40 protein-coding genes are annotated in these 25,209 nt (G+C 43.6%); 39 read left to right on the forward strand and 1 reads right to left on the reverse strand.

The window, feature by feature from the left end; genetic code table 11:
- Nucleotides 1-26: 26 nt before the first annotated feature.
- Nucleotides 27-659 (reverse strand): LexA family protein, encoded by a 633-nt coding sequence (locus APAR_RS02840; RefSeq protein WP_012808639.1) that lies wholly within the window; start codon nt 657-659, stop codon nt 27-29.
- A 151-nt stretch (nt 660-810) separates the two neighbouring features.
- Between APAR_RS02840 and APAR_RS02845 the strand changes: the two genes are divergently transcribed.
- From APAR_RS02845 to APAR_RS03025, 39 genes are all read left to right on the forward strand, one after another.
- Nucleotides 811-1,014: a helix-turn-helix domain-containing protein gene (locus APAR_RS02845; RefSeq protein ID WP_169302135.1), complete on the forward strand. Its 204-nt coding sequence runs from the start codon at nt 811-813 to the stop codon at nt 1,012-1,014.
- A 318-nt stretch (nt 1,015-1,332) separates the two neighbouring features.
- Nucleotides 1,333-1,587: a hypothetical protein gene (locus APAR_RS02850; RefSeq protein ID WP_041654054.1), complete on the forward strand. Its 255-nt coding sequence runs from the start codon at nt 1,333-1,335 to the stop codon at nt 1,585-1,587.
- A gap of 262 nt (nt 1,588-1,849) precedes the next feature.
- Entirely contained in the window at nt 1,850-2,659 is an 810-nt protein-coding gene (locus tag APAR_RS02855) for a BRO family protein (RefSeq protein WP_012808642.1), read from the forward strand.
- A 5-nt stretch (nt 2,660-2,664) separates the two neighbouring features.
- On the forward strand, nt 2,665-2,850 hold the full coding sequence (locus APAR_RS07505) for a helix-turn-helix domain-containing protein (RefSeq protein WP_081433511.1): 186 nt from the start codon (nt 2,665-2,667) through the stop codon (nt 2,848-2,850).
- Between the two features lie 3 nt (nt 2,851-2,853).
- Nucleotides 2,854-3,048 (forward strand): hypothetical protein, encoded by a 195-nt coding sequence (locus tag APAR_RS02860; RefSeq protein ID WP_012808643.1) that lies wholly within the window; start codon nt 2,854-2,856, stop codon nt 3,046-3,048.
- Nucleotides 3,035-3,406: a 4-phosphopantoate--beta-alanine ligase gene (locus APAR_RS02865; protein WP_143714118.1), complete on the forward strand. Its 372-nt coding sequence runs from the start codon at nt 3,035-3,037 to the stop codon at nt 3,404-3,406. The genes APAR_RS02860 and APAR_RS02865 overlap by 14 nt, the downstream gene beginning before the upstream one ends.
- Nucleotides 3,396-3,896, forward strand: a complete 501-nt coding sequence (locus APAR_RS02870; RefSeq protein WP_012808645.1) for a hypothetical protein — start codon at nt 3,396-3,398, stop codon at nt 3,894-3,896. Before APAR_RS02865 ends, APAR_RS02870 begins: the two co-directional genes overlap by 11 nt.
- Complete coding sequence (locus APAR_RS02875) at nt 3,889-4,218, forward strand: hypothetical protein (RefSeq protein WP_012808646.1); 330 nt, start codon at nt 3,889-3,891, stop codon at nt 4,216-4,218. Before APAR_RS02870 ends, APAR_RS02875 begins: the two co-directional genes overlap by 8 nt.
- A 31-nt stretch (nt 4,219-4,249) precedes the next feature.
- The gene (locus tag APAR_RS07450) at nt 4,250-4,540 is read left to right on the forward strand and encodes a hypothetical protein (protein WP_143714119.1); all 291 of its coding nucleotides are present in this window, start codon (nt 4,250-4,252) and stop codon (nt 4,538-4,540) included.
- Nucleotides 4,533-5,075, forward strand: a complete 543-nt coding sequence (locus APAR_RS02885) for a class I SAM-dependent methyltransferase (RefSeq protein WP_012808648.1) — start codon at nt 4,533-4,535, stop codon at nt 5,073-5,075. Before APAR_RS07450 ends, APAR_RS02885 begins: the two co-directional genes overlap by 8 nt.
- Nucleotides 5,076-5,085: 10 nt before the next feature.
- On the forward strand, nt 5,086-5,277 hold the full coding sequence (locus APAR_RS02890) for a hypothetical protein (protein ID WP_012808649.1): 192 nt from the start codon (nt 5,086-5,088) through the stop codon (nt 5,275-5,277).
- A gap of 168 nt (nt 5,278-5,445) precedes the next feature.
- Nucleotides 5,446-5,886 (forward strand): DUF4406 domain-containing protein, encoded by a 441-nt coding sequence (locus APAR_RS02895; protein WP_012808650.1) that lies wholly within the window; start codon nt 5,446-5,448, stop codon nt 5,884-5,886.
- Nucleotides 5,887-6,044: 158 nt separating this feature from the next.
- Nucleotides 6,045-6,236 (forward strand): hypothetical protein, encoded by a 192-nt coding sequence (locus tag APAR_RS02900; protein ID WP_012808651.1) that lies wholly within the window; start codon nt 6,045-6,047, stop codon nt 6,234-6,236.
- Nucleotides 6,236-6,412 (forward strand): hypothetical protein, encoded by a 177-nt coding sequence (locus APAR_RS07365; RefSeq protein WP_012808652.1) that lies wholly within the window; start codon nt 6,236-6,238, stop codon nt 6,410-6,412. Before APAR_RS02900 ends, APAR_RS07365 begins: the two co-directional genes overlap by 1 nt.
- Nucleotides 6,412-6,639 carry a hypothetical protein gene (locus APAR_RS02905; protein ID WP_012808653.1) on the forward strand — a complete coding sequence of 76 codons (228 nt, stop codon included), beginning with the start codon at nt 6,412-6,414 and terminating at the stop codon, nt 6,637-6,639. The genes APAR_RS07365 and APAR_RS02905 overlap by 1 nt, the downstream gene beginning before the upstream one ends.
- 20 nt (nt 6,640-6,659) lie before the next feature.
- Complete coding sequence (locus tag APAR_RS02910; RefSeq protein ID WP_245526066.1) at nt 6,660-7,811, forward strand: tyrosine-type recombinase/integrase; 1,152 nt, start codon at nt 6,660-6,662, stop codon at nt 7,809-7,811.
- A 165-nt stretch (nt 7,812-7,976) separates the two neighbouring features.
- Nucleotides 7,977-8,282 (forward strand): hypothetical protein, encoded by a 306-nt coding sequence (locus APAR_RS02915; RefSeq protein WP_012808655.1) that lies wholly within the window; start codon nt 7,977-7,979, stop codon nt 8,280-8,282.
- Nucleotides 8,269-8,514, forward strand: a complete 246-nt coding sequence (locus APAR_RS02920) for a hypothetical protein (protein WP_012808656.1) — start codon at nt 8,269-8,271, stop codon at nt 8,512-8,514. Before APAR_RS02915 ends, APAR_RS02920 begins: the two co-directional genes overlap by 14 nt.
- A gap of 9 nt (nt 8,515-8,523) precedes the next feature.
- Nucleotides 8,524-8,946 carry a single-stranded DNA-binding protein gene (locus APAR_RS02925; protein WP_012808657.1) on the forward strand — a complete coding sequence of 141 codons (423 nt, stop codon included), beginning with the start codon at nt 8,524-8,526 and terminating at the stop codon, nt 8,944-8,946.
- 451 nt (nt 8,947-9,397) lie between these two features.
- Nucleotides 9,398-9,877, forward strand: a complete 480-nt coding sequence (locus tag APAR_RS02930) for a hypothetical protein (protein ID WP_012808658.1) — start codon at nt 9,398-9,400, stop codon at nt 9,875-9,877.
- A 357-nt stretch (nt 9,878-10,234) separates the two neighbouring features.
- A complete protein-coding gene (locus APAR_RS02935) occupies nt 10,235-10,417 on the forward strand; it encodes a hypothetical protein (protein WP_012808660.1) in 183 nt (60 codons plus the stop codon).
- Between the two features lie 131 nt (nt 10,418-10,548).
- Nucleotides 10,549-10,857, forward strand: a complete 309-nt coding sequence (locus APAR_RS02940; protein ID WP_012808661.1) for an HNH endonuclease — start codon at nt 10,549-10,551, stop codon at nt 10,855-10,857.
- 105 nt (nt 10,858-10,962) lie between these two features.
- On the forward strand, nt 10,963-11,208 hold the full coding sequence (locus APAR_RS02945; RefSeq protein ID WP_012808662.1) for a hypothetical protein: 246 nt from the start codon (nt 10,963-10,965) through the stop codon (nt 11,206-11,208).
- Nucleotides 11,208-12,698, forward strand: coding sequence for an ATP-binding protein (locus tag APAR_RS02950; protein ID WP_012808663.1), 1,491 nt, complete (start codon nt 11,208-11,210; stop codon nt 12,696-12,698). Before APAR_RS02945 ends, APAR_RS02950 begins: the two co-directional genes overlap by 1 nt.
- Complete coding sequence (locus tag APAR_RS02955) at nt 12,695-14,161, forward strand: phage portal protein (protein ID WP_012808664.1); 1,467 nt, start codon at nt 12,695-12,697, stop codon at nt 14,159-14,161. Before APAR_RS02950 ends, APAR_RS02955 begins: the two co-directional genes overlap by 4 nt.
- A complete protein-coding gene (locus APAR_RS02960) occupies nt 14,142-15,326 on the forward strand; it encodes a VG15 protein (RefSeq protein WP_012808665.1) in 1,185 nt (394 codons plus the stop codon). Before APAR_RS02955 ends, APAR_RS02960 begins: the two co-directional genes overlap by 20 nt.
- 195 nt (nt 15,327-15,521) lie before the next feature.
- Nucleotides 15,522-15,974 carry a hypothetical protein gene (locus APAR_RS02965; RefSeq protein ID WP_012808666.1) on the forward strand — a complete coding sequence of 151 codons (453 nt, stop codon included), beginning with the start codon at nt 15,522-15,524 and terminating at the stop codon, nt 15,972-15,974.
- Between the two features lie 15 nt (nt 15,975-15,989).
- Nucleotides 15,990-16,874, forward strand: a complete 885-nt coding sequence (locus APAR_RS02970) for a phage major capsid protein (protein WP_012808667.1) — start codon at nt 15,990-15,992, stop codon at nt 16,872-16,874.
- Between the two features lie 15 nt (nt 16,875-16,889).
- Nucleotides 16,890-17,309, forward strand: a complete 420-nt coding sequence (locus tag APAR_RS07110; protein WP_012808668.1) for a Gp19/Gp15/Gp42 family protein — start codon at nt 16,890-16,892, stop codon at nt 17,307-17,309.
- Entirely contained in the window at nt 17,296-17,634 is a 339-nt protein-coding gene (locus APAR_RS02980) for a hypothetical protein (RefSeq protein WP_012808669.1), read from the forward strand. Before APAR_RS07110 ends, APAR_RS02980 begins: the two co-directional genes overlap by 14 nt.
- Nucleotides 17,627-17,923 (forward strand): hypothetical protein, encoded by a 297-nt coding sequence (locus APAR_RS02985; RefSeq protein WP_012808670.1) that lies wholly within the window; start codon nt 17,627-17,629, stop codon nt 17,921-17,923. Before APAR_RS02980 ends, APAR_RS02985 begins: the two co-directional genes overlap by 8 nt.
- Complete coding sequence (locus tag APAR_RS02990; RefSeq protein WP_012808671.1) at nt 17,920-18,270, forward strand: hypothetical protein; 351 nt, start codon at nt 17,920-17,922, stop codon at nt 18,268-18,270. The genes APAR_RS02985 and APAR_RS02990 overlap by 4 nt, the downstream gene beginning before the upstream one ends.
- An 8-nt stretch (nt 18,271-18,278) precedes the next feature.
- Nucleotides 18,279-18,920: a hypothetical protein gene (locus tag APAR_RS02995; RefSeq protein WP_012808672.1), complete on the forward strand. Its 642-nt coding sequence runs from the start codon at nt 18,279-18,281 to the stop codon at nt 18,918-18,920.
- 22 nt (nt 18,921-18,942) lie between these two features.
- Nucleotides 18,943-19,344 carry a hypothetical protein gene (locus APAR_RS03000; RefSeq protein ID WP_012808673.1) on the forward strand — a complete coding sequence of 134 codons (402 nt, stop codon included), beginning with the start codon at nt 18,943-18,945 and terminating at the stop codon, nt 19,342-19,344.
- 131 nt (nt 19,345-19,475) lie between these two features.
- The gene (locus APAR_RS03005; RefSeq protein ID WP_012808674.1) at nt 19,476-19,718 is read left to right on the forward strand and encodes a hypothetical protein; all 243 of its coding nucleotides are present in this window, start codon (nt 19,476-19,478) and stop codon (nt 19,716-19,718) included.
- A gap of 10 nt (nt 19,719-19,728) precedes the next feature.
- The gene (locus APAR_RS03010; protein ID WP_012808675.1) at nt 19,729-22,608 is read left to right on the forward strand and encodes a tape measure protein; all 2,880 of its coding nucleotides are present in this window, start codon (nt 19,729-19,731) and stop codon (nt 22,606-22,608) included.
- Nucleotides 22,601-23,431 (forward strand): hypothetical protein, encoded by an 831-nt coding sequence (locus APAR_RS07115; RefSeq protein ID WP_012808676.1) that lies wholly within the window; start codon nt 22,601-22,603, stop codon nt 23,429-23,431. Before APAR_RS03010 ends, APAR_RS07115 begins: the two co-directional genes overlap by 8 nt.
- Nucleotides 23,419-24,984, forward strand: a complete 1,566-nt coding sequence (locus APAR_RS07120; protein ID WP_012808677.1) for a hypothetical protein — start codon at nt 23,419-23,421, stop codon at nt 24,982-24,984. The genes APAR_RS07115 and APAR_RS07120 overlap by 13 nt, the downstream gene beginning before the upstream one ends.
- Nucleotides 24,984-25,208: a hypothetical protein gene (locus APAR_RS03025; protein ID WP_012808678.1), complete on the forward strand. Its 225-nt coding sequence runs from the start codon at nt 24,984-24,986 to the stop codon at nt 25,206-25,208. Before APAR_RS07120 ends, APAR_RS03025 begins: the two co-directional genes overlap by 1 nt.
- Nucleotide 25,209: the final 1 nt, after the last annotated feature.

Genomic DNA, 25,209 nt, shown 5'->3' on the forward strand with positions numbered 1-25,209 from the left:
ATGTTCTTTGAGAATTAAACATTTCTTTAGATTTCAAATCCGAATGGAACTAAATACCAAATAACTTCACCAATAATCGAAATTGGCTGCGTGTCAATCTCATTAAAGTCAAATATTTGTGGTCTAAATGTAGGATCTATGCTGTCTGGGATTAGCTCATAGCCATTCGATAGAGGCTTTACTCGTTTAATAGTTGCATCAAAGCCATTCACACACACTGCATATGCCTTCATAGGCTTAATTTCTTCTTTACATGGGTTAATAAGTGCATAACAACCATTAGGAAGAACACGGTTCATGGACTCACCGACAACTTTTAAAAGAAAAGCTTGCGGATATCTCTCATGAATGTCTGCTGGGATGTCATAAGTCTCATCAACGCTAATCATTTCAATAGGGGTGCCCGCAGCTATTGAGCCTAAGAGTGGAACAGGTGCCATATCAGAAACTTCTGATATCTCTGGACTACTAGACATTCCAAGAAGGTATGCCAGGCTCACATTCAAGATTTCGGACATTTCAATCATCTTATCCATGCGGATGTTAACTTGGTTAGTCTCATATCTTTGAACTGTCTGCTGAGTGGTTCCCATTTTCTCAGCTAATTCAGCTTGCGTAATATTTCTAAGCTTACGTGCTTCAGCAATTTGGTATTTCATTACCGCTCACCTTCAGTTACACGCATTATATTGTCTTCATAATAATTACACACTTTTTGTGTTGTATCAAACACATTTTGTGTGTATTATCAACATCGTTAACACACAGAATATGTGTATTTGAAAGGAGGTGCTTACTATGAGAATGAACATGAAAGCTGAAAGAGCAAGGTGTGGACTGTCTGCAAGTGAAGCTGCTAAAAGAATTGGCGTTTCAACGAACACACTTTTACGCTGGGAGTCTGGCAAGAATACCCCTCTTTCAGAAAATCTTATGAAGCTGGCAAGGCTTTATAACTGCACTCCTGATTACTTACTTGGCATAGGTAATTACCGTACACGAATCACATGTTAAGTAACTAAGCACTTTCACGCACTATGTACCTTGTAAACAAGATAGACGCAAAACGTCCTAGGGAAACTTACAAAAGCTTACTCAAACTTTAAGTTTTACGAGTACCTGGAGAAATAAAGCTTAGCCGTGAATAGTAGCGGTAAAAACGTTGCATGGTCATCGCGTTAACCATGTAGAGTCTTGTGACTCGCTACGTCAAGGGACTTCAGACGTACAGAGCGGGCGTAGACGCTTTGATTCTATGTAAAGTCCTGCAGAAGTTTTGCTCTTTCGTTATTAAAACAAAGAGCTCTATTTTCTATGGAGATCTGAGAAAAAATGCCAATTCCTCAAAATACTGGCTCAGCGTGGTCATACTACTGGGAGCCTAAAGCCACGCATAAGCTCGAACCAGAAAAGGCTAAACCGCCTCACACAACAATATCGCGCATTAAGAAAGCATCACTTATAAAGAGTTGTTTTAACGATGCTTATTACGCCAGGGAAGACAGTGGAAATCTTTGGTTTCTTGGTAGTTTTGAAACGGATCAAGAAGCAAATGAAGCCTTAAAAAGGTGGGCAAAATGTCATTAGAAAAAGTAGCTGCTTTTTGTATAGAACTTAAGTTATCAATTAGAAAACATCCAATCCGTATGCTTTCGTGTTTGGTATCTGTTCTATCACTTATGTTTTCAGTTTATTGTATTTTTGCCTGCTCAAAGATGACAAGCGTCGTTGGCTTGTGCATCGCAGTGTTTGCCCTTTGTTTCGCAGGTCTTATTTATTAACAAGATAAAAGTGCCCTCCTCACGGGGCAACGTGGGAGAGCGTGTCCAAAAAACTTTAAGGAGTTGAAATGGACGATACAAGTATACAGGTTTTTAGTTCGCAACAATTTGGTGAGCTAAGAGCCCTCAAAGATCTTGACGGTGAACCATGGTTTATTGCTCAAGATGTGTGTAGAGCTCTTGGGACTGATGTTAAAGATGTTCGGTCAGTTCTTGAATGTGATGAAGTTTCAAACCTCGATACTATCGAGGTTTATAAAAAGCCTGGACGATCTCCGCTCATTGTGTCTGAAGCTGGTTTATATAATCTTGTGCTCAGAAGTCGTAAGCCAGAAGCAAAGCCTTTTCGGCGCTGGGTCACGCATGAAGTACTTCCGTCAATTCGGCGCTCTGGCGGCTACATCGCCACAGATGGATCAGAAAGCAATGAAGACCTTCTCGCTCGTGCGGTTCTAGTCGCAAATGAAGCAATCCAGCGCAAGGATGCACAACTTAAAGAGCAGCAACGTCAGCTCTATGAGAAGGATACAACCATCATCGAGCAAGGCGCCAAGATTGACGAGCTCGCTCCAAAAGCTGGTATGTATGACACAGTTATTAACGTCAAAGGCACGATGACGATTACAGATGCTGCTCGCTATCTTTCGCAGTATGACCCTCAAATAACCCGCAAACGCCTCTTTGCCCTTCTTCGCGCTGATGGTTTGATTTGCCGTGTTGGCAAAGCTCCAACAAAGAAGGGAATTGAGACGGGAAGATTCGTACAGATCATGAGCACCCGTCGAGATGGTAAGTCTAATGAGCCTTATGCCAGGATGACGCAAAAAGGCTTTGACTGGTGCGTTACCGCTTACTGTACAGCTCCGCTCATTAATTAGCTCTTATGGAGAGCTTGCGAAACACCGAGCTTATAACCGTTGAACAGGCTTCTCAACTATTAGGCATACCAGTTTCCACGATGCGCAAGATGTGCGCAAGAGGGGAGGTGTATGCCAAGAAAGCCGGTAAACGGTGGCTCATTAATAAACGGATTCTCTTAAGCCTCTACGGCTTGCATTCTAAGGAATAACAAATGGACAAAAGAATATTTTTTGTGGCTTTACTGCCTTTGCTTGTGTATTTCACAGCGGACTGCTTGGGCATTTTTGAGCCACATAACGTGGCATATTTAATGGCTTTTAGATATGCCATAGCTGCGTATGGACTTGTTGGAGCTTTAGTCGCATGGCTCAAAGACAAAGAGAAAGAGGTGTGTGATGCTAACTAAACAGGAACGCCGAGAGATTGCAGAGAGAGCTAAAGAGTATAAGAAAGAAGAAGAACAGCTTAGCTGGGACCAATTTTCATACGTTCTTCTAGGCATTCAGAGCTGGAGAAGTGACGATGAGCTTTTAGACCGCATTGTTGAGCTTTGTGAGGCAGTTAATGTTGACGAGCTGGCATTTAGGCCATCAGCGGACGAAATGTACCTGCAGGCTTTGAACGTCAAGCATGAGCGTATTGCTGCATATGTCGAAGCTGATTCGTACGTAAACATAAAACACATTATTAGCTGTATCGAAGACTTTGACGCAGCGATTTCTCACTACAAGCGACTGGTCGAAAGGAGTAACAATGCTAACTAAAGAAGAACGCGAGAAAATCGCTGAAAGGTTTAAGAACCACGATGAAAAATACATTGTTGATTTTTATAGATGCTTATTTGGCACAAACCCTCCAAATGGCGTACCACTTGAGAAAAGTCGTAGAAATACCATAAGCCGTCTAATCGACCTTTGCGACACGTCAAACATGATTGAACTACCGCTCGATAAAGACGGTGAGGTTACCCATATCGGCGATATCGTATATGACGAAAACAACAAAAGATATGAGGTCCGACAACTTACCTTAGACGGCAACAAATGGTTCGTTCTGGCTTTTAGTGGAGATTCATGTGGCGATGGTTATTCTTTCCCAGTAAAATTTACCCACAAAAAACCAGCAACAGTTGCGTTGCTTGCTAGGCAGATTAAAGATGTCTTATACGCTGACGATGATATATCTTACTGTACTTCTTCTGAATTGTTAGATATCGCCGACCAGCTCGAGAGCTTAGGTGATAGCGATGACTAATCGTGAAGAGGTAGCGAAGAAGTGGCGAAAAGTCGGCGAGAGGTTAGACAAAGAACCTCCGATAAGTCTTACGGGTACAGCATGTATAACGCTTTTTGAGCTTTTGGAATCTGCTGGCATACGTGATAACAATTCTTACAGTGATGTGTTTAACCGTCTAGCCAACCTTATCGACCCTACATGTCACGATTTCGGCAGTGAAGAAGGCACTAATGGCGAGAGCTACGACTTTGCATGCTCTGCCTGTGGCTGGTGCGGAGATGTGACTAAGCCTAATTACTGCCCTCACTGTGGCGCAAGGGTGGTGAGTGAGAATGCCTAGCTTAAGCGATCGCAAAGAGACAGCTGCGAGGTTGCGCAGTAAGTTCGCATGTGGTCTAGGTATAACGCCTGGCTCGATAGCATATGTCCTTGGGTATACCGCACCAAAAGGAGCCACATATGACGACGCCGTTCGCGAACTTTTTGAACTTCTCGCCGACCTTGTAAACCCGACATGCGAGCTAAAAATTCAAGATGGTCATGCCTGCTGTGGCAACTGCGGCCATATACTCGCAGGTGAGTACGAGGCGGAAGAAGATTACTGGTATTTCCGCCCGTACTGCCCCGACTGTGGTGCAAAGGTGGTGGGTGAAGATGACTAGCCTACCACCAGCCCTAGACGTGGCCTGCGGGGCACGGAGCTTTTACTTCGACAAGCAAGACGAGCGAGTACTTAAGTGCGACGCAAACCCAAGACATCTCACGCTGTGTGATGGACGCACGCTCGATGTCAGCCCCGATAAGGTTGCCGACTTCCGGAAGCTACCTTTCTCGGATAAAAGCTTCAACCTCGTCATCTTTGATCCGCCGCATTTAGACGTTGGAGCAGGTTGGCAAGTCGATAAGTACGGCAAACTTGATTCCGACAGCTGGCATGAGGACTTAGCCAAAGGCTTTAGCGAGTGTCTACGTGTACTCAAACCATACGGTGTCCTTGTTTTTAAGTGGTACGAGTATCACATTCCGCTCAAGGATGTACTGGCACTTTGTCCGGCAAAGCCAATTATCGGCAACCGCCGCCCTAAAGCGTCTAAGACGCATTGGGTGTTGTTTATGAGAGAACCAGAGACGCAAAAGCAAGCCGCTCTACCGGCAGATGACTATATCGACAATCAAACACTTGCCCTGGCAACGTAAAGGAGGAGTGATGAAAGAGAACGAATACGTCGGTGGTACTAACGGTATCAGTAAGTTTTGGCTCACAAATAAGCCAATCGTTAGATGTCGAGATTGCAAGTTTTGGGCAACAGAACATCACTTTTTCGGCGGTTGCGTTGGCAAAGAATTTAACCCAGACGGCTTTTGTTCATGGGGTGAGAGGAAGAAAGACGATGCGTAGATGTGAAAACTGCGTACATGCAAGATGTCTTATTGCACCCGCTCCAAACATGCCAGATGTATGGGAGTGCAAGGTACGGAATGGCTATATACCGTTGCACCCCGTCTTGCATGCGCTTACATGTCGAGCATATGAAAACAGATACAAACTAAGAATTAAGGAGTAGTAGTGGACAGTGTAGATACAGCTCTTAACCTTATTGAACGTTATGCAAAGTTGGCATATCTGAGTAATGGCGAATTTCTCGGTACTGACATTAGAGATAAGCAAGTGTACTTATCCGGTCCAATTACAGGCGAAAAGAATTATAAAGGCTTGTTCTCATTTGCTAGAGATCTTGTTGAATTTGGTGGTGCTGCGAAGATTTATAGCCCCGCTGTACGGATTCCAGCAAGATTTAGCTGGGAACAGGCAATGAAGCACTGCTTGTCAGAAATTACTGGTTATGACACGGTGGTAATGTTGCCTGAGTGGGAAGCTTCAGATGGTGCTCGACTTGAACATGATGTTGCGCTTGCCTGTGGAATACACGTTGTTGATTTTACCAACAACAAGATTATTTACGGTTTGTACTACGCACTTAAAGAGACCCTTGAAAAATGCTTATAGAAGCTTTGTTAACAGGAAGGAGGCTCATATGAGCACGGTAGATATTATTGTTCTAGTTTTCTGCATTCTCGCTGGTATAGCTTTTGTAATTAGCGATTAAATTACTTATTTATTTTTTAATTCCCTGTTTTTAACAACCAAATAGAAAGGCTTTAACCATGAAGAAGATTCTTCAATGGCTGGGTGTTGCTGTCTTTGCAGTGCTGGTCTTTGTTCCAGGCATCGCACAAGCGCAACCAACCTCAACGCCAGCAACAGATTATTACGGCGCACTGGACAGGTTCCTTGGAGTACTTATTGGCGGTTTTCTTGCGTTCAGCGGAATGTATCTAAACAGAAAGAGGGACTAATGACAACCGAAGCAGAAGATAGAAAGCGTCTCGAAAAGATGACGATGAAGGAAATCAAGGCAGTCGCAAAAGACGAGGGTATTACTCTCGGATACGACGGTTCAAGAAAGGCTAATGCGATTGGCTTAATCCTTGAGTGGAGACGCTTCAAAGGCGTGTATATGAAGAGGTACTAATGAAAAATCGACTACGTATTGCAGACATAAAATTTATTCGTGGCCTGGTTTGTGAGGTATGGCACAGTCAGAGCGATATGCAGCGAGCTCTCATGAACAACGATTTAGCTGCCGTTCTAAAAGAAATTAGCTTTTCAGATAAGCAATTAATAACATTGGTATGCACTCTTAACAAGCTAGTCGAAGACTTCAAAAATGACGAAGAACTGCAAGGCGGTAAACAATGAACCGCTCAATAAAAGTTCGATTGAATTCGAACGGCATTTGGTGCTGTAGGCTTTACTTAGGAAGAAATCTTAACGGCAAAATCATTCAGCCTTATGCAAGCTTTCCTACGGCAAAGACGCAGAAAGAAGCTGAAGAATTAGCCACTATGTGGGCGTCTCATATTACGTCTGACGGCAAAGTTAAAAGCACACAGCTTACCGATTTACTTCTCGAGTATGTTTCTATTAAACGCAGGAATGGCGCGAGCCCTAACACTACAAGGCAGCATGAAGGCTTCATTAGAAACCATATCAATGGAAGGCTTGGTAAAGAGGATGTAAGAAGTATTACATCCTCTTTATTCACTTCATTTGAGCAGGATTTATTGAAGAAGGGTTTGTCTCGAAACAGTGTAATTAACCTGCATCAATTCTTGAGAGGTGCATACAATTACTTTGTTTCAGCTGGCATATGCGACTATAACCCGCTTATTAACGTGGCTAAGCCGTCCAGGGAAGTCCATGAAGCTGTATCCATTGAAGAATGGGGTTTTGCTGGGATAAGTACCCTTATTAATTCCAGGATTACTACAGCCATTCAAGAGGATGAGTTTAATTCCCGTGTTGTTTGTGCCTTTGCTGCTTGGCTGTCTTTAGTAACTGGTATGCGCTGCGGTGAAGTTTGTGCTATTAGATACAGTGATGTAAACATGCTATATAAGCATATCCACGTATCTGGTACCGTCATTGAAGAGTCTTACAGAAAGCCTTATAGACGAGAATCAACCAAGGGTAAGAGATCTAGAAACATAGCCATTACAGACTCGGACATCAGTTTTATTAGTGACTACATGAAGCTTCAGCAAGCTCATATTGCCTTTGTGGAGTCTTCTACACCGTTAATTAGCCTTGATGGCTCTTACATGCGTCCAACGAGCGTTTCGAGGTCATTTACACGCATGAGACGCACTCTCCAGCTACCTCAAGGCATTACCTTCCACTCACTCAGACATACTCACGCGTCTTGGTGTTTGGCAAGTGGCGTTGACTTAAAGACTCTTTCAGAGCGTCTTGGCCACGCAGACCCAGCAACAACTTTGAGGATTTATTCTCATTTGCTGCCTGGACGTGACCGGGGAGCGGCAGAAGCGTTTGGAGACGCGCTTAGGACCATTGAACAAGGAGCGTTCTAAGCGTTCCATGCCTTAAATGCTTGTTGCAATTTGTTGCAATTAGCAATTTTCAATCAAGTTGAATTCGACAAAAAACGTTCATTCAACTTGGAAATTCTTTTTATCCCTTAGTGAGTGCTAGATAAGAAGTAATTATCAGACAATTAGAGAAAGGAAGACCTTAGCATGGCTATTTCTAAAGTCACAAAGGATCTACGCAGGCTTCTTGATGCTCAAAATATTTCTTGGGAAGACCATTCTGGGTTTAGCACTGAACGGACTTGGATTCCGCTAGATAATGGCTTAGTGCTTTGTTGTATGTGCTCTTACTACATCACATCAGATGGTGTTGAACATGGCGTCACATCAGGATTCCCGTTAAAGCTTGAGGTTTCTATTATTTATTCGATAGATGACTATGCGTTCGGTCCTGGAGCGGCTAAAACACCTGAAGAGATTTTGGAGGTGTTGGGCAGATATGGAGAGAAGTAAGTACTGCCAAGAACTGTGTGACGCTTTAGAGCGTTATGGTAAGACCTGGACTGACCGCAGCAACGCTTGTGTTGAGCACATTTATTTCAAGTCTCGTGGTAACTGGGTTTCAGTTCTATACGGTGACGATATTAGAGGCTTCCCGCAGAAGTTTCTTGTATGGGAAATGTCTAATTACTCGTATTCACCTCGTGTGATGGACGTTGAAAAAATCATCGATAAGTATTTTTAGGAGTTCAATATGTCAATTAATCACGTTAATATCTCTGGAAACCTTACAAGAGATCCGGAGCTCCGTTCTACAGCAGGAGGAACAAATATCCTTTCGTTTGGTGTAGCTGTTAATGACCGACGCAAGAATCCGCAAACAGGCAAATGGCAAGATGTTCCTAACTTCATTGACTGCATTGTCTTTGGTCAACGTGCTGAAGCTCTCTCACGCTTTATTTCTAAGGGCGCAAAGGTCTCTATTGATGGCAAACTGCATTACAGCTCTTGGGAAACAAAGGACGGCCAGCATCGTAGCAAACTAGAGGTTGTTGTAGGGGAGATTGAGTTTCTATCCAAGACTCAAACAACAGCTGCCACAGCGCAGGGCCAACCTTCATTCACAGCACCACAGGCGCCAGAAGAAGAGTTTTACGATGCTGACATTCCGTTCTAAAGAATAATTTAATTATTTATTAGTTGAGTAGAGCCTATGCAAAGGGGTCTTGGAGTCATCTGAGACCCCTAAATTAAGAAAACTAGGCTAAAAATTATGTAGATTTTGTTGGTAGCGCTCATTAAAGTTCGTTACGCTCGATACGCTCATTATGAGATTTTCGATGTGCTATACTTACTTCGCTTTTCTATCTAAAAGCGTAACGGTATAGCAGAAAGCAGCTTGCGAATTGCACGCAAAGCAATTTCGCAAAGCGGCGGAGAAAGGCTCGCAAGCGTACCGGTTGCGCACCCTCCTATAAAAATTTAGAGGTTATTCCGCTCAACAATACAATAATGTTTATAAGTTGTAGAAAACTTGTATACATAATGTTGAAAACTCTCTATCAAGCCAGCTAAATCATATAATTTAAATAACTACTCTAACTAAACGTATCTACGTTTGGAGAATTATGGATTACAGTGGTTTGACCGCGTCAGAGTTCTTTCATGGTGTAGCAGAAGCATCAAGAGAAAATACCAGGGCATTACAGCAAATTATGAGCCTTCAAGAGACAGAGGGGGCAAAAGCTCAGTCATATTCAGCTGGTGGAAGTAAAGGCTCTAATCAAGACACGATGGCAAAAGTGGATAAGCGCATAGATCTAGAAGCTCTACTGTCTAAAAGAATGAATGACAATTATGACTATATCAATGATGCTTATACGTTGCTTTATGGTGCGAGCCAGCTTGGTGATGGTGGAATTTGTCAGTTAATGAGTAGCTCTATTTATGCTGACTTACTTCAATGGCGTTATCTTCAATGCCTTACTTGGAGCGATGTCTCTGAAAGACTTCTTACTCCTGTGCGAACGCTACAACAGTTAGAACGTGAAGTCTTTGAGACAATTGATGAGGAGAATTACATCGAGAAATTCTTGAAAAATAAATAATATTTTTTGCCTATTATGCTTGCAATATATATAGTATGTACTATAATAATAGATAGCAACAAGGGGAAAGGAGGTAAGTTGTTTGAAGCATTCCTTGTTACTGTCTTAGCAAACGTAATAAGTCATTTTATTATTCAAAGTTTGCAAAGAAAAAGGACTTCTCAAAGGCCAGGTAAGCATTTTAAGAAGTCCTAGACAGTCTCAAAGGGGGTTACGAAAGTAATCCCCTGCGAGAGATGTATCTAGTATAGAGGGAGGTCAAGATGATTACAATTAGTTTTGTTGGTCTTCTTGTAGCGATTGTTGCTGGTACGATTGTCGGTCAGTTAATAATCTCTTTAATTGAAAAGAGACAGCATGGCAGTAAGTAAAGCTCAAAAGAAAGCTACTGCTGCATACATCAAGCGCTCAGTAAAGATTAAACAGCTTAGGTTTTATCCTGGTGAGTATGAGCTTTATGAGTGGGTTAATAAGCAAGAGAAACAAAATGCTTACATCAAAGAACTCATTCGTAAAGATATGGAGAACTCAAGAAAATAAGTTCTGCATACTCTTGCGTACTCTTGCGCGGTGTTTTGTGATATTATGTACAGTAGCGATTTACGCAACAAAGGAACTAATAAGCGTTCTGGTTATGAGCCAGGGCGCTTTTTTGTTAGGCAGGTGAGCTAATGAGCTACAACATCAGACGCTCATATGCTAGAGATCAGTTGCGAAAGCAGATGATTGCACGAGAAGAACCGTGTCATATTTGCGGTATGCCAATTGATTACTCGCTTCCTGCTGGTGACCCGATGAGCTTTGAGATGGATGAGGTCGTACCTGTCTCAAGGCTGCCTCTTGAACAAAGACGAGCTGCCGCATGCGACCCAGAGAATGTCAAAGCGGCGCACCGCATATGCAACCAGAAGCGCGGTAATCGAATGATGGACGAGCTTAAGGGTAATGCACTACCTATTGTAAGAACGCGTCTGTGGTAGGGGGGTATACCCTCCCACAGCCCCAAAAAGACGCCCCTTGGCATAGTCAGAATATAGCGAACCCTCAAATTTTCCACAGTGAAATAAGCCTGAAAGGAGGTCTCGATGGCCAAAAAACTAGTCACTGTTTGCAGAAAAGGTAGCCGATACGATATCTACAAAGCACTACAGATATCTATGGCAAAGAAGTTAGATGATTGTGAATCTGGTCGTGATTTTGCAGCCATTGTAAAGACATTCGTACAGGTAGTTGACGAAGTCGACGCAATGGAAAAAGAGAAATTATTTGCTGTTAAAAAACCGAGCCCCGTTAAACGAGCTAGAAAGACTTACCTCAAAGAGGTCTCTTAATGCCAAGGCGTAAAAAACGTGTTGGAAATCAAAAACCGACCTTTGAGCGCATTGGAAAATATCATCATTCTGATGCAAAAGCTTGCATAAATATGTTTTCGCATTATGGTTTCAAGCTTGATGAGGCTCAAAAACATGAACTTGAGCTGTATATGGCCAAGGACGCTAAAGGTTCTCCAGCCGCTGAAACTATTGGTGCAGCCAAGCCGCGTCAAAATGGCAAATCGTTTGCTGCCCGACTCTATGGCATTTGGTGTGCGGCCATTTGTGGAATGGATGTTGTCTATTCCGCTCACAACGCTGATACCGTTGATGAGTTCTTTGATATGATCGTGAACCTTTTTACGGACGATGAGACATATCCAGACTTGGCGGAACTTCTCCTCAAGGCTTATAGACAACCTGGAAAGCAGTACTTGCTTTTTGATTGCGGATGTTATAAAAGTGGCAAACGCGCAATTGGAAGGCTAAAGTTTTCAACCCGCACGACCTCAAAGGCACGAGGAGGTACACGCTCACTCATTATTATTGACGAGGCACAGGAGCTTACAGATGCTCAGCTTAATGCAATTTTGCCAACAGTTTCTGCATCTAAAGACGGCTCTCCTCAAGTCATTTACATTGGAACGCCACCAGACCCAACCTGCAGGGGAACAGTATTTAAGCGAATGCATGATACAGCGCATTCTGATGACCCAGGTGAGGCTTGGTGGCTTGAGTGGGCCGCAAAATCGGTTCCGAAAGAGGATACCAGCGATGAAGAAGCACTCGACTTTGCTTATGAGACCAACCCGGCTCTTGGCTCTCGTATTACAGAGCGAGCAGTACTTAATGAATGGCATCAGATGACAAGAGACGGCTTTGCGCGTGAGCGTCTTGGCTGGTGGTCAACACTTGATACATCAGTTGAGTACATCGTTAACGCGAATGACTGGAATGAGTGCATAACAGAAGAGCCTTATGACGATGGTCTTCTCGCTTTTGGAATCAAATATTCACTTGATGGAAAGAAAGTGGCTGTTTCTGCAGCTCTTAAACAGCAAGATATTCCAACGGCTTATGTTGAGCTTGTTGACATTGCAGACGCATACGGCGCTGGTCAAAACCTCGCTCAATGGATCAAGGAACGAGAGAGTCGCATTGCGTGTGTGGTTATTGATGGTCGCTCTGGTGCAACTCAGCTAGCTGAACGCTTGCAAGAGTTGCATTTTCCAAAGCGTGGCATTGTTCTTTGCGATACAAAACAAGCTGTAGCTGCAGCTTCGAGATTTGTTGATGAAGTTGGAGCACATAGCATATGTCACGTCTCCTCTCCAGCACTGGACGAGTCTGTTACGGGCTCGTCCAGGCGTGCAATTGGAAATAACGGTGGTTTTGGATTTGGGGATTCTCCAAAAGCGACGTGTACCGCTGCTGAATCTGCCGCTCTTGCGCTTTATGGCGTTAGGACCACTAAACGAAACCCAGCTAGAAAGCAGGTAGTCTGGTGACGATTGGAATTATTCCTGTCTCAACCGCAACGGCGGTTGGACTGAGAAAAGAAGATAGACAGATAATTTTAGATCTCTGTACTGTTTATTCGAACACTCTTGCACGTAATCGTCTTCGCGATGGATATTACAAGATGCATACCAAGCTAAAACAGCTTGGTATTTCTGTACCGGATAGTTTAAGAAATCTTAAGCAAGCGATTTCATGGCCAGCAAAGGCAGTTGATACACTTGCAAATCGCTCACAGTTTGACGGTTTTACTTGTACAGATGAAGAGGTTTCTAAAGAACTTCAGACCATTGTTCGACAGAATTCTCTTAAGCGTTGTTATCGTAAGGCAGTTAAAGAGCAACTTAAAAGTTCATGTGCCTTTTTGACGGTCACTGCTGGAGATGTTGACGCTGGAGAACCTGCGGTTATCATTTCAGCGTATTCTGCAGTGTCCGCTGCGGCTCTTTGGGACGAACGACTGCATAGAATTCAAGCTGGCATTGTCGTAGTTGATCGTGATAATCGACCGAATCACAGAAATGCTCCAACTTGGATTAATGTCTTTACCGATACCGATATTATTCGTATCCGTAGACCGCTCGACTCAACTCGCTGGGTTGCTGAGTATATCCCACACGGAATGGGTCGCTGTCTTATGGAGCCTTTGGTTTATGAGGCTACGCTTGACCGTCCATTTGGCAAGTCACGTATTACACAAGCTGTTATGGATCTGACTGATGATGCCATGCGCTCGAGTGTACGAGCTGAAGTTGCAGCTGAGTTTATGACGGCACCACAAAAGTATCTCGTTGGTGCTGACCCAGACGCTCTTAATAAGCTTTCAAAATGGGATGCTTATATTGGCTCGATTTTTGCGGTTTCAAAAGACGCTGACGGTGATACTCCAACATTTGGACAGTTGCAACAAGGTTCAATGCAGCCACATATTGACTATATGCGCTCGCTTGCCGCTCGTTTTTCTGCTGAGACAAACGTTCCTATTTCTGAACTCGGAATCATTTCTGATAATCCTAGTTCCGCAGAAGCTATTTATGTAGCAAAGGAACCCTTGGTTATTGACGCACAAAATCTCAATGCCGATAACGGGGATGCTCTTTGTAATGTTGCTCTCATGTCACTTGCAGTAAAGAGAAACGTTTCGTTTGCAGAAGTGTTGACGATTGAGTCAGCGGTTACGGCAAAATGGCACAATCCCGCAATGCCTTCTATTGTTTCCCAAGCTGATTCAATGCTTAAGATTGTCCAAGCGGCCCCTTGGATTGCTAACTCTGACATCTTGCTTGAGGAGCTTGGTTTTACTGATGATCAGATACAGAGGCTTGAAAGTGATAGGGATAGAGCAACAGCTCAAGAGCTTCTTAAGGCACGTTTCGCGGCAAAAGCTACAAAGACTCCAGTTGATAATCAAGACTTACTGGACGGTGTAATTGATGAGGGTAAACAAGGATAGGCTTACTCGATACAGAAAAGAACTTGATTCAGCCGCAGATGATGCGGCTGAATTTATGTATGACTATTACGATGCGCTGAGAGCTGCTAACCCAAACTCTTCGGTTGCAGAGCTTCGCAACATGGCCATTAAGTCAATCAAACAAGCTCTCAATGCGTTCTCGCCTCAAGCGGGAGAGCTGGCAGGAGAGCTTTTTGATGAGATAGTCAGAGCAGAAGGTGTTAAGGCAAAGTTTCGCTATCAACAAACTATTGAGTGTGGTTTAGTTGAGAAAAAAGTTCACTACCTTGCGAAAGATTTAGTTGACGGTAACAACCAGAAGTTTATCGACGCCTGCACTGCACTTACTCGTTTTTATGTTAAGCGTGAAGCGAACATCAATATGCATAGAAGCGCGCTTAGGTCAAAAATTTGGTGGGCGAGAGTTCCATCTGGCGCGGAAACCTGTGGTTTTTGTTTCATGCTTTCAACACGTGGTTTTGATTATGAATCTGAGTTTAGCGCAGGCGGAGCTGGTCATAAGTTTCATCTGCATTGCGATTGCATAATCGTTCCAGGCACAAAGAAAACCACCATCGAAGGATATGATCCTGATGAGATGTACGCTCGCTGGGTTGAGTGTGCTAATACAGTTGGTCTTGAGCCTATTTGGAAGAATCGCTCAGCGATTATTGCTGAATGTGAGACACGAGATTTTAGGTGGCTAAATAGTGGCACAAAGCCAGATATCCACTATATTGAGAATTATGGAGAGAAAAACGAGGTAGTTAGGGATTATAAATTTGCACGAAATAAAGTGGCTTCCCATGAGTACGTAACTGCTCAAAGAATGAGACAGCTTGGGCTTACAGTGGATTTTATCAAGGACCATTATTCAGTGGATTTACCTGATGGGTCACGGGTTATAGTCGGCAGGTGTGATATGACAAACGGGTATGAATTAAAAGCACCAAGAGAGTCTATCTCAGCAAAAAATCTAGTTAGCAACTCTATTGAAAATTCAAGAAACAAAGAAGGTATAAAAAGACTCATTATTGATGTGACTGATAACCCACACGTGTCTATTAATGAAGTCATTCCAATAGCTGTTGATTATTGTAATAAGCACAAAGTGAAATTTACAGTATCAGTACTCGAAGGAAGTACGTTAAAAAATGCTAATTAAAAACTCGCTTAATCCATATCAAATAGAATAAGCGAGTTTTCTTAGTTCAATTATACCCAATTTTATTGATTTAAGCCGCTGAAAAGTGGCTTTTTTCATATACGCAGCCGTTGCGGTAAAGCGGTATTTACCTCGTGACAAGGGAAATGTCACTCGTACACATCCGAGCGGATGGAATCTGTTGAAAGGAAAGAAATGGATTTGAAGGAACCTGTAACCACTCAAGAGCAGCTCGACAAGATCGTAAAAGACAGGCTAGAAAGAGAGCGTGAAAAAGTACGCTCTGAGTTCTCTGATTATGAGGACTTGAAAGCCAGGTCTTTGAAGCTTGATGAGCTCGAAAAGAATGGCTCCGAGGAGCTTAAAAAGGCGCTCGCTGAGGTTGACAACCTTAAAGGTGAATTGCAGACACGCGATAAGGACGCTGAATTGCAGAAGATGCGCAAGCAAGTCGCTAAAGACACAGGGGTACCAGAGGACCTCATTCAAGGCGCAGATGAAGAGAGCATGAAAACGTTTGCAGAAGCAGTAGCTGCGTTCGCCAAAAAGCCTTCTGCTCCAATTATTCCTGAATCAGGTAAACACACACAAGCTGGAGAAACTTCAGCACAGAAATTTGGGCAATTTATGTCTGAAACATTTAACTAATCGAAAGGATTCAATATGGCAAACGGTATTTTAACTACTTCTGCAACGCTCCCAGGAGACCTCTCTTCAGAGATTTTTGCAAATGTCCAGGAGCAGTCTGCTGTTATGCAGCTTGCAACTCCAATTGAGCTTCCTGGACGAGGCATGACAGTTCCAGTTGTAACTGGTGACCCAGAGGCATCTTTTGTCAATGAGGGCGAAGAGATTAAAGTCTCTAATTCCACTCTCGCAGTTAAGGAAATGAAGCCTTATAAGCTCTCTGTTATTGAGCTCTTCTCTAATGAGTTCAAGGACAATTATGAGGCTATCTTCGCAGAGCTTCAGAACCGTCTTCCAGGTGCTATTGGTCGTAAAGTTGACTCCACTATCCTCTATGGCACTACTCCAGGCACTGGCTTTGATACTCTTGCAGATACTGATTCAGTAGACCTTTCTGCTAAGGCTTACGACGGCTTTGTAGATGCACTTGAGAAAGTAGCAACAGCCAACGGCGATCTTAACGGTTGGATTTTGTCCCCTAAGGCACGCACTCTGCTCCTTAAGGCAAAAGACAACCAACAGCGTCCTCTCTTTATTACTAACCCTGCTGTAGAGGGTAAGGATGGCGGTTCTTCTGTTCTCGCTATTCCATCTCTCTTCTCTCGTGCGGCTTACCAGGCAAAGAACCAGGGTAAGACACCTGAGCTTGTCGGTGCTGGTGGAGACTGGACTGGTGCTCGTTTTGGTCTTGTCAAAGACATTACTGTTTCTTTGGCTGATCAGGCGACTATCAATGCTGGTGGTACTCAGATGAACCTCTATCAGCGTGATATGTTTGCTCTGAAGTGCACCTTTATGTTTGGCTTTGTCGTACGTGATAAAAAGCAATTCGTCCGTCTTGCAAACGGTACAGCTGCTTAAGCATAGGAGGCTTATATGGCAGAGACACAAACCTTTGCCACTAAGGCAGACTATGAGGATCGCTATGGGTCTGGTGCTCCAGAGAGGGTTGAGGTTCTTTTGCAAGATGCCTCAGCCCTCTTGCGCTCTAATTTCATTGCATACCACCAGACAGCTTATAAGGCGGGTCTAAACCCTCGCTTTGATGAAAATGTCTGTGCTGTTACTTGCGCCATTGTTGCTCGAGCTATAAATGTTCCTTCTGGTTTTGAGGGAGCTTCTCAGTACAGCCAACAAGCTGGTGTTTATCAATCAACGCTTACCTTTGCTAACCCAACCGCTGACCTCTACATTACACGCTCAGAGCGAGCTCGACTTGGTCTAAGTGGTATCCGTATTGGTTCAATTCAGCCTATGGGTAAGCAGGAGCACGAGGTGGCAGATGGCTCTTATTAAAGGTATTCAAGTTAAGGTTATAAGAACTTCTGTAATTACCGATGACCATGGCAATGAGATTCCTGGTGTTGAAACTTATGAGCAGGTAGACAATGTGCTTCCTGCTCCTGTCTCAACCGCTGACCTCTCAGAGAGCCGTCCAAACGGTGACAAAGTGGATATGATGTTTCATTTCCCAAAGACCTATAAACGTAGTCTTAGAGGAGCGTTTATTGAGCATAGCGGCGTGCGTTTTTCAGTTATTGGAGACCCTCAACCTTATCTTGATAGCTTGACGCCTCTTGATTGGGATAGACCTGTTGAAGCGGTGGTAGTCGATGGCTAATGATTTTGTGGTTACTGATTTAAAGCCTGACTTGGTAGGCATCCGTGAAGTGTTACATACAGCTCCTGTAGCTGAAATGTGTCGTGAAGCGGCTCATATTTGTGCAGCAAAATGTAATGCTTTACTGCCAGAAAAATACCTTAAGCATGGTGCTCGCTTTGACGCTAAATGGGTTAATCGCGAGTACACAGCAGCTGGTCTTGTGTACTGTTCTGGTTCTGAGAATGGTAAATGGGCAGGTCGAGCAAATGCAAAACTTAATATTCTTAAGAAAGGATGTAATGGATGAATTACGACGTCCTTTCTGAGCTTACTAAGTATATAAGTCAAAAGCTCAACGTTCCCGCTTCAACAAGAGTTCCTGCTCGTGAGCCGAAAGAGTTTGTTACCGTTACACGAACTGGAGGAAGCGCGACGATTGGTTGGGATACGGCTAATCTTGCAGTGCAAGCTTGGAGTACCACAGACGCTGCTGCTTATAAGCTCGCTTTGGCAGTGAGGCTTCTTTTGTTTGAGTGTTGGCAAGAGCTTGATAAGGTTATCAAGGTTGAGATTCAAAGTATTTATGACTTCCCAGACCCGGATTCAAAGAAATATCGATACCAATTAGACGTGTATGTGACTACACGTCTTTAGGAGGAATTATGGCTGATACAAATGCTATTTATAATTCAAACTACGTTGGCGCTGCAAAAGGCCGCCCTGGTGGCTATGCAGCTGTAGTTGATGCAAGTGTTGACATTAAATCTCTTCTTGATGTCAAGAAAACCATTAAGGATTTGATTGCTGCTAATCCTGGCAAGATTAAGTCTTTAGGCTATATCTCAGAAGACGGCGTTGAGTTCTCTCTCGACCTCTCTTCAGAGGATAAGAACGACTGGGGCGGAAATGCCATTAGCTCCTCAATTTCAAAGTATTCAGAGGCAGCAAAGGTTACATTCCTTGAGTCTGCTGAGACTGTTTTGAGGGTTATTTACGGTGATGACAACGTCAAGGTTGAGACAGACGGTTCTATTACCGTTCGTCATAATCCACGCTTTACCGCTCCTCGCATCTACATTTTTGACGCTGTCATTAATGAGACTACGGTAAAGCGTTCAATTATTCCTATTGGACGCATTTTTGAGCGCGATACCGTAAAGCAGAACAGCTCTGACTTCCTTGGATACACTCCAACTATTAAGTGCATGCCAGCTGAAGTCTTTGACGGTGATACCTACCGCGATGTCTTCTATGACACTACTAAGGCTGCTGTAACTCCTGCAGCACCAAGTCAACAGCACTAATTAGGTCTTGAAAGGATTCAATATGGATGTATCTAATATGTCTGCTGAACAGCTTAGAGAGCTGGCTGAACAAAAGGAAAAATCACGTGCAAATCTTGAGGCGAAGTATCTTGACTTTGTTCCTGGAAAAATAGAACGCGCTCCTTATGAACGTGTAATTGAATTTGAGGATGAAGAGTATGTCGTTGATATGCGTCGTACTAAGTCTCGTGAGTTTATGCGCCACATGGCTCGTGTTAGTGACGCAGAGCAAAATAGCCCAGAAGCACTTTCTCCTGTACTTGCTCTCTACGACTATCTTTTTGGTGGTGATTGTGACAATCATGTTGTTGATGTTGTAACTAAAAAGCTTGGTTACGATGACGCAGAAGAGATCTTGCGTATTGAGTCCGCTTTATTGGAGAAACTTGACGCAAAAAACTAGCACCGCTTGCCCCCATTCTTTGTGATGACGAAAAGAGGGGCAAGCTAGAGGCTGATTTCCAACAGTACTATCAACTTAAGGTACAGACGCTCATTGATTCTTACGAGTTTGAGCGTCTGTATTTCTTAGTCATGAACCTTCCTAGAGGTTCAAGGACAGTTCGTGATACAGATCCAAGAAACGACTGGTCTAATAGCGATTATTTACTTGCTTTGGCAGTCGACAATCTCTCATATCTAAGGTATGAGCAAGCTGGTGGCAAAGGAAGAAAGCCTGACGCAGTTAAGCGTCCAGAACCTAAGACAGAAGTACATAAAAAGCACCTCAATGTCTCTGAAAAGCGCATTGAGGAGCTTTTATTTAATTCACGTTAGGAGGTGAGAAATGGCTGGAACAGTAGTAAGAGGCTCTGTTCTGCTTACTCCTAAGTTCGACAACCTCGGAGCTAATGTAAAGCGTGCTTTAGGTAGTGGCTATAAGTCAGCGGTATCTGTGCATACAAATGCTGGACGGCAAGCGGCGCAAAACTATGCAGGCGGCTTTGGTGGTGCAACCGGAGCCATTATGGGAGTCGTTTCGAGCATTACTACACGCGCCCTAGATGCTATTTCTGGCTCAATTGCATCAGCAGTAAATCGTGTAGATACGATTGCAAACTTTCCAAAAATTATGTCATCTATTGGCTACTCAGCTGATGATGCGCGAGCAACTATTCAGCGTCTTTCAGACGGTATTGATGGACTTCCGACATCTCTTGATGCCATTGTTGGCTCTGTACAGAAGATTGCTCCTGTATCTGGCTCGCTTGCTACGGCAACAGATGTTGCTTTGGCATTTAACAACGCTCTTTTGGCTGGTGGCAAGAGTCAAGAGGTAATGAATTCTGCTTTTGAGCAGTATTCTCAGATGCTTTCAACTGGCAGAGTTGACATGCAGTCATGGAAGATTCTCGCGCAAGCCATGCCAGGACAGCTGAATCAAATTGCCAAAGCTCTATTAGGCGCTAATGCAAATCAAGCAGACCTCTACAAGGCTATGCAAAGCGGCACAATTACATTTGACCAATTCAACGCTGCAATTGTAAGCCTTAACAATGAGGGTCTTCCTGGGTATGCCTCATTTGCGGAACAAGCAAAAATCTCAACAGAATCAATTGGCACTGCCTGGACAAATGTACAGAACCGCATTAATAAGGCAGTTGCAAAAATCATTGATCACATTGGTCAAGCTAACATTGCCGGCGCAATCAACAACTTCTCAAGTAGTTTTTCTGGCATCGCTGATACGATAATTACCTATCTTGATCCTGTCATTTCCACTGTTGGTTCGTTTATGAACCAGCTTCAAAATAACGGGGCAATCACATCGTTTGGCAATACTTTAAATGCTCTAAAAGACGTATTTGATAGCACTATCGGACTTATTGGCGACCTCGTAACAACGTTTACTGGTCTCGATAACTCAGAGAATGCTTCACGTAGCGCAGCAGATTTGCTTAAGGCCGCTGTTGATGGTGTTAAATCTGCCATAGAGTTTGCACGAGACGCAGTTCAAGGCTTAAGAGACAATCTTACGGTTGTGGCGCCTGTCATCGTTGCTGTAGCCACCGCCTTGATTGCTTATGAGACGATTAAAGCGGTACGCTCAATAGCAGATGACTTTGGACTTTTAAAAAGTGCTGCTTCACTTGCCTTTGATGCTATCAAGGGCGGAGAAGGCGCCCTATCAACGCTTTCTATTTTTGGTGAACTTGCCGGCGAAGGCGGAGTACTTGCAAGTATCTTCGGAACGATTTCAACAGCTATTAGTGGTGTTGGAACAAGCCTTCTTGCACTCGTAGGATCTATCCCTGTTATTGGTTGGATTGTTATTGCAATTACCGCGGTTGTTGCGGTTATAACGTGGCTTTGGAATACAAATGAGGACTTCAGAAACGCTGTAATCAACATCTGGAACACTATTTGTAGTGCTGTTAGTGGTGCTGTAAGTGCTATTGGAGAGTTCTTAGGTGGTGTTTTAGGCGGCATTGTTGAGGGAGCTAAGGCTGTTTGGAGCGGTCTTTCTGGTGCCGTTATAAGTGCCTGGGATGGCATAGTTACTTTCTTTACTGTCGACTTACCTAATACGTTTAATCAGTTTGTGTCATTTTTATCTGGTATTCCTGCTGCAATCGGAGCATTTTTTGAGGCATTGCCAGGACGTATTTTGTATGGATTGACGTTTGCGATTGTTTTTGTTGTTGCGTTTTTTGCGAGTGTCGGCGCCAAGATTAGTGAATTTGGAGCAACTGTTATTCAGCGGCTTATTTCATTCTTTACCGTTGATATTCCAAACGCAATTTTAAGCTTTGTACAGTCTGTTACAACGTTTTTTACGGTCGATGTACCTAATGCCTTTAATCAATTTGTGACATTTGTGCAAGAGTTACCTGGAAGAATTCAAGAAGCACTCGCCGAAATGCTCGTTAATGTTGTCTTATGGGCGCTCGACGTGTATACGCAAGCTTGTGAGGCTGGCTCTAATTTCTTAAGTGGTGTTAGTCAATTCTTCTCGCAACTACCAGGTCAGATTTGGTCGTGGCTTATGGGAGCTATAGCGTCTGTTTCAAGCTTTGTCTCAAATATTGCTTCACAGGCGGTATCAGCTGGTAATGGCTTTTTAAATGGAATCTCTAGTGGCTTTAATTCAGCAATAAGCTTTATCAGTAGTATTCCAGGACAAATTACTAGCTTTTTTGCTGGCTGTGGAAGCTGGCTTATTAACTCTGGTCGTGCACTTCTAGATGGTTTTGCACAAGGTATTAGAAACGCTGTAAGTACTGTTACAAACGCTGCGTCCGATGCACTTAGTGCCGTTCGTAAGCTTTTTCCATTCTCGCCTGCGAAGAAGGGACCATTCTCAGGTCATGGCTACACGACATATTCTGGTCGTGCTCTTATGCGTGACTTCGCAAAGGGAATCAAGGGAAGTTCATCGCTTGCTGAGACAGAGGCAATGAGTGCACTGTCAAGTGTGCATGACGTCTTTAACAACGCTCGTCCTTTGAGCTTTTCAGCAGTTGCTGACGCTAATACAAACGGTATTTATCGTGCGGCTTTTGAGCTTGACTCAAGGCAGCAACGTGCTAATGCAACAACACTTGCAGACATCTATGACTTTATGCGCAACGGTGAGCTTGGACAGGTTATTGATGAGAATTCTAATAACATCGGTGACCGAGACTTTGCGAGAGCGGTTCAAAAGGCGGTGAGAACAAATGCATAAGCTGAAATACGTTTCTTCCCGCGGTAATATCTTTGAGCTTGATGTGCCAGAAGCCTCAATTGGTACTGGCACATCTCTTCGAGGTTATAAACCTGGTTACACACTAGGGACGCGTTCTGTCTCTGGCATTTCGTCAAATGCTCAAGAAGTTCCGTTAGACCTCTTTGTAGAGGGTTTTGAGCTAGCAGAAAAAATGTCTCAAGAGTTTGAGTTTGACTTCAATAAACAGCAACCTGGTGAGCTTGTATTCAACAATGAATGGCGGCAAAGAGCTTACATTGCTAAGAGTGATGTTCAATCAGTCTTTCATGATCAAGCAAGCGTTGCTCTAACCGCTATATTGCTCGATGGAGCCTGGCATAAAAGCCATGTAAAAAGTTTTGACATTGTGCGAGATGAGGCTCAAAGCGACTGGCTTAACCTGCCAACAAATACACCTTATAACTTAGGTATCACAAGACCTCCTAAGCAACTTGAGATACAGGCACTCTCAGAGTGTCCCGTCAAGTTGGTTATCTACGGTGCAGCACTTCAGCCACGTATTGTGATTGGTGATAATACCTATTCATTTACGCTTACTGTTCCTGCTGGAGGCCGTCTTGTTGTTGACGGAACAAAAGCGAGAAAAGCAATCACACTTGTAACCGAAACGGGAGATGTCTCAGACCGCTTTGACGTGGGAAATCGCGGAAGCGGTAAAGGTAGCGGTAATTATTGCTTTGAACCACTTAAAACTGGCTATCAAAACATCTCATGGGACGGCACTTTTGGCTTTGATATTGAGTGGTGGGAAACAAGAGGAGGTCTTCCATGGAACTCCTAACCGTTTCTCAACCAGATGGCACAGATATTGGCGGTACGGAAGACTACGTACTTGATTTGTCGTTCGGTGATACAGGCAACACGCTTGAAGTGTTTGCTCCTTCAATGCCAATTAAAGATGGTTGTTTAGTGTCTATTGATGGCACTGAATATGGCGGCATTATTGATATTGCCTCTGATTCTTTAGACGGTGGCATTGCAACGACTACCTGGAGCGGGCGTACCTGGCACGGTATGCTCGCTTCTAAAATTTTGGTACCGAGCACTGATTACATCAATATCTCAGATAAAGCACAAACGGCAATTGAGAGCATTATTGCTTTAGCAGATCTAGCGACAGTATTTGAAGCTAAATCTGGTCAGTCAGAGGCAATTATTAAGTGCCAGCTACCTCGTTTTTGTGACGCTTACACAGCACTAAGACATCTTGCGAGTGCCGCTGGCTCACGTCTTAGAGTTCAACGTACAGACGGAAAAACGCTCATTTGGTTAGAGCCTCTTACAGACAATAGACTCGATTCTGACGCTCTGGATTACAAATCTAAGACGTCATATCATCCTGTAAACCACTTAGTGTGTGCTGGTAAAGGTGAGCTTGCAAACCGTACGGTAATTCATCTTTATGCTGACAAAGCTGGTCGCATTTCAAAGACACAAAGTTTGTTTGGCCAAGATGAAGTGTCAATGCTCTATAACTATAACAATATTGAAGATGACGAACTTGAGAAAGAGGGAACGAAGAAGCTTAAAGAGCTGCAAGATCAATCATCTATTGATGTAACTGTTCATGATGGATTGAATCTCTTTATTGATGATGTAGTCGTTGCTGAAAATCAAGACACGGGAAGGCGAACACAAGCAACCATTGGTAAAAAGATTGTCAAGGCTGCAAGTGGAGTTTTAAGTGTTAGCTATGAGGTAACCGATCCAAATCAAACAAACGGCTCTCAAGGCGTTTCTTTTGAATCTTCTGGCGTTTCACAAAGCGGCGGTACTACTTATGTTGCTGGCTCTGGCATTCGCATTGTTGGCAATCGCATTTCGGCGGTTATGTCCGATGAGAAAATTGTCGATATGGAAGCGCATATTGCAGTTGCTCAAACTGCTGCAGTCACCGCTCAAGGTGAGGCTCACGAGGCACGAGCAATTGGCAATGATGCTCTTACTTCTGCTAATTCGAGCGTTAAATACGTTACTTCTACTAGTCCAATTGTGGTGTCTAAGACAGGATCTAATGTTTCTTTAAGTCTACAGGACTCTGGCGCTAAGGCTGGCTCATATGGTCTATCTGAATCAATTATGGCTGGTAATAACGCTAATTTTGCAATTCCATATTTTACTGTTGATGAATTTGGACGCATTACCTCGATTTCTCAATCAGTGGTGACACTTCAAATTAGCGGTGGCGGAGCAAATCAAGGTGGAGGATTCTTAGCGGCCCACCCAATCGGCACAATCTATGAAACAACTAAATCATTTAATCCCTCGAGCCTTGGCGGTACATGGAAACGTTTGCCGTCACTTGACGGTTTTAAGTGGGAAAGGACGGCGTAATGGCTAAAGAACAAGGTGCTAGATATACCTGTGATAGATGCGGCAAATCTGAGTTTGTCATTCCAAGTAATACTTACTCAACCTCTCAATGGCATGACATTAAGAGGCAATCACAGCGAGGAGAGGAAAGCCGTACGTATTGTGATACGTGCTACAAAGCTTATTTAGAGCTCCTTGCAAAGCATGATGCCTCATTCAAAGAGTTTGAAAGCAAGGTGAGCTGAT

Origin of the sequence: Lancefieldella parvula DSM 20469 (genome assembly GCF_000024225.1) — a bacterium.
Taxonomy (GTDB): Bacteria; Actinomycetota; Coriobacteriia; order Coriobacteriales; family Atopobiaceae; genus Lancefieldella; species Lancefieldella parvula.

Coding starts and splice junctions, on each gene's coding strand:
- APAR_RS03010 (WP_012808675.1), top strand. CDS start 19,729: ATGGCTGGAACAGTAGTAAGAGGCTCTGTTCTGCTTACTCCTAAGTTC.
- APAR_RS02845 (WP_169302135.1), top strand. CDS start 811: ATGAAAGCTGAAAGAGCAAGGTGTGGACTGTCTGCAAGTGAAGCTGCT.
- APAR_RS02940 (WP_012808661.1), top strand. CDS start 10,549: ATGAGCTACAACATCAGACGCTCATATGCTAGAGATCAGTTGCGAAAG.
- APAR_RS02850 (WP_041654054.1), top strand. CDS start 1,333: ATGCCAATTCCTCAAAATACTGGCTCAGCGTGGTCATACTACTGGGAG.
- APAR_RS02930 (WP_012808658.1), top strand. CDS start 9,398: ATGGATTACAGTGGTTTGACCGCGTCAGAGTTCTTTCATGGTGTAGCA.
- APAR_RS02970 (WP_012808667.1), top strand. CDS start 15,990: ATGGCAAACGGTATTTTAACTACTTCTGCAACGCTCCCAGGAGACCTC.
- APAR_RS07120 (WP_012808677.1), top strand. CDS start 23,419: ATGGAACTCCTAACCGTTTCTCAACCAGATGGCACAGATATTGGCGGT.
- APAR_RS02885 (WP_012808648.1), top strand. CDS start 4,533: ATGACTAGCCTACCACCAGCCCTAGACGTGGCCTGCGGGGCACGGAGC.
- APAR_RS02960 (WP_012808665.1), top strand. CDS start 14,142: ATGAGGGTAAACAAGGATAGGCTTACTCGATACAGAAAAGAACTTGAT.
- APAR_RS02920 (WP_012808656.1), top strand. CDS start 8,269: ATGGAGAGAAGTAAGTACTGCCAAGAACTGTGTGACGCTTTAGAGCGT.
- APAR_RS02985 (WP_012808670.1), top strand. CDS start 17,627: ATGGCTAATGATTTTGTGGTTACTGATTTAAAGCCTGACTTGGTAGGC.
- APAR_RS02980 (WP_012808669.1), top strand. CDS start 17,296: ATGGCTCTTATTAAAGGTATTCAAGTTAAGGTTATAAGAACTTCTGTA.
- APAR_RS02995 (WP_012808672.1), top strand. CDS start 18,279: ATGGCTGATACAAATGCTATTTATAATTCAAACTACGTTGGCGCTGCA.
- APAR_RS03025 (WP_012808678.1), top strand. CDS start 24,984: ATGGCTAAAGAACAAGGTGCTAGATATACCTGTGATAGATGCGGCAAA.
- APAR_RS07115 (WP_012808676.1), top strand. CDS start 22,601: ATGCATAAGCTGAAATACGTTTCTTCCCGCGGTAATATCTTTGAGCTT.
- APAR_RS02875 (WP_012808646.1), top strand. CDS start 3,889: ATGACTAATCGTGAAGAGGTAGCGAAGAAGTGGCGAAAAGTCGGCGAG.
- APAR_RS02860 (WP_012808643.1), top strand. CDS start 2,854: ATGGACAAAAGAATATTTTTTGTGGCTTTACTGCCTTTGCTTGTGTAT.
- APAR_RS02900 (WP_012808651.1), top strand. CDS start 6,045: ATGAAGAAGATTCTTCAATGGCTGGGTGTTGCTGTCTTTGCAGTGCTG.
- APAR_RS02950 (WP_012808663.1), top strand. CDS start 11,208: ATGCCAAGGCGTAAAAAACGTGTTGGAAATCAAAAACCGACCTTTGAG.
- APAR_RS07365 (WP_012808652.1), top strand. CDS start 6,236: ATGACAACCGAAGCAGAAGATAGAAAGCGTCTCGAAAAGATGACGATG.
- APAR_RS02905 (WP_012808653.1), top strand. CDS start 6,412: ATGAAAAATCGACTACGTATTGCAGACATAAAATTTATTCGTGGCCTG.
- APAR_RS02935 (WP_012808660.1), top strand. CDS start 10,235: ATGGCAGTAAGTAAAGCTCAAAAGAAAGCTACTGCTGCATACATCAAG.
- APAR_RS02890 (WP_012808649.1), top strand. CDS start 5,086: ATGAAAGAGAACGAATACGTCGGTGGTACTAACGGTATCAGTAAGTTT.
- APAR_RS07505 (WP_081433511.1), top strand. CDS start 2,665: ATGGAGAGCTTGCGAAACACCGAGCTTATAACCGTTGAACAGGCTTCT.
- APAR_RS02965 (WP_012808666.1), top strand. CDS start 15,522: ATGGATTTGAAGGAACCTGTAACCACTCAAGAGCAGCTCGACAAGATC.
- APAR_RS07110 (WP_012808668.1), top strand. CDS start 16,890: ATGGCAGAGACACAAACCTTTGCCACTAAGGCAGACTATGAGGATCGC.
- APAR_RS03005 (WP_012808674.1), top strand. CDS start 19,476: ATGAACCTTCCTAGAGGTTCAAGGACAGTTCGTGATACAGATCCAAGA.
- APAR_RS02915 (WP_012808655.1), top strand. CDS start 7,977: ATGGCTATTTCTAAAGTCACAAAGGATCTACGCAGGCTTCTTGATGCT.
- APAR_RS02840 (WP_012808639.1), bottom strand. CDS start 659: ATGAAATACCAAATTGCTGAAGCACGTAAGCTTAGAAATATTACGCAA.
- APAR_RS02925 (WP_012808657.1), top strand. CDS start 8,524: ATGTCAATTAATCACGTTAATATCTCTGGAAACCTTACAAGAGATCCG.
- APAR_RS02945 (WP_012808662.1), top strand. CDS start 10,963: ATGGCCAAAAAACTAGTCACTGTTTGCAGAAAAGGTAGCCGATACGAT.
- APAR_RS03000 (WP_012808673.1), top strand. CDS start 18,943: ATGGATGTATCTAATATGTCTGCTGAACAGCTTAGAGAGCTGGCTGAA.
- APAR_RS02855 (WP_012808642.1), top strand. CDS start 1,850: ATGGACGATACAAGTATACAGGTTTTTAGTTCGCAACAATTTGGTGAG.
- APAR_RS02870 (WP_012808645.1), top strand. CDS start 3,396: ATGCTAACTAAAGAAGAACGCGAGAAAATCGCTGAAAGGTTTAAGAAC.
- APAR_RS02990 (WP_012808671.1), top strand. CDS start 17,920: ATGAATTACGACGTCCTTTCTGAGCTTACTAAGTATATAAGTCAAAAG.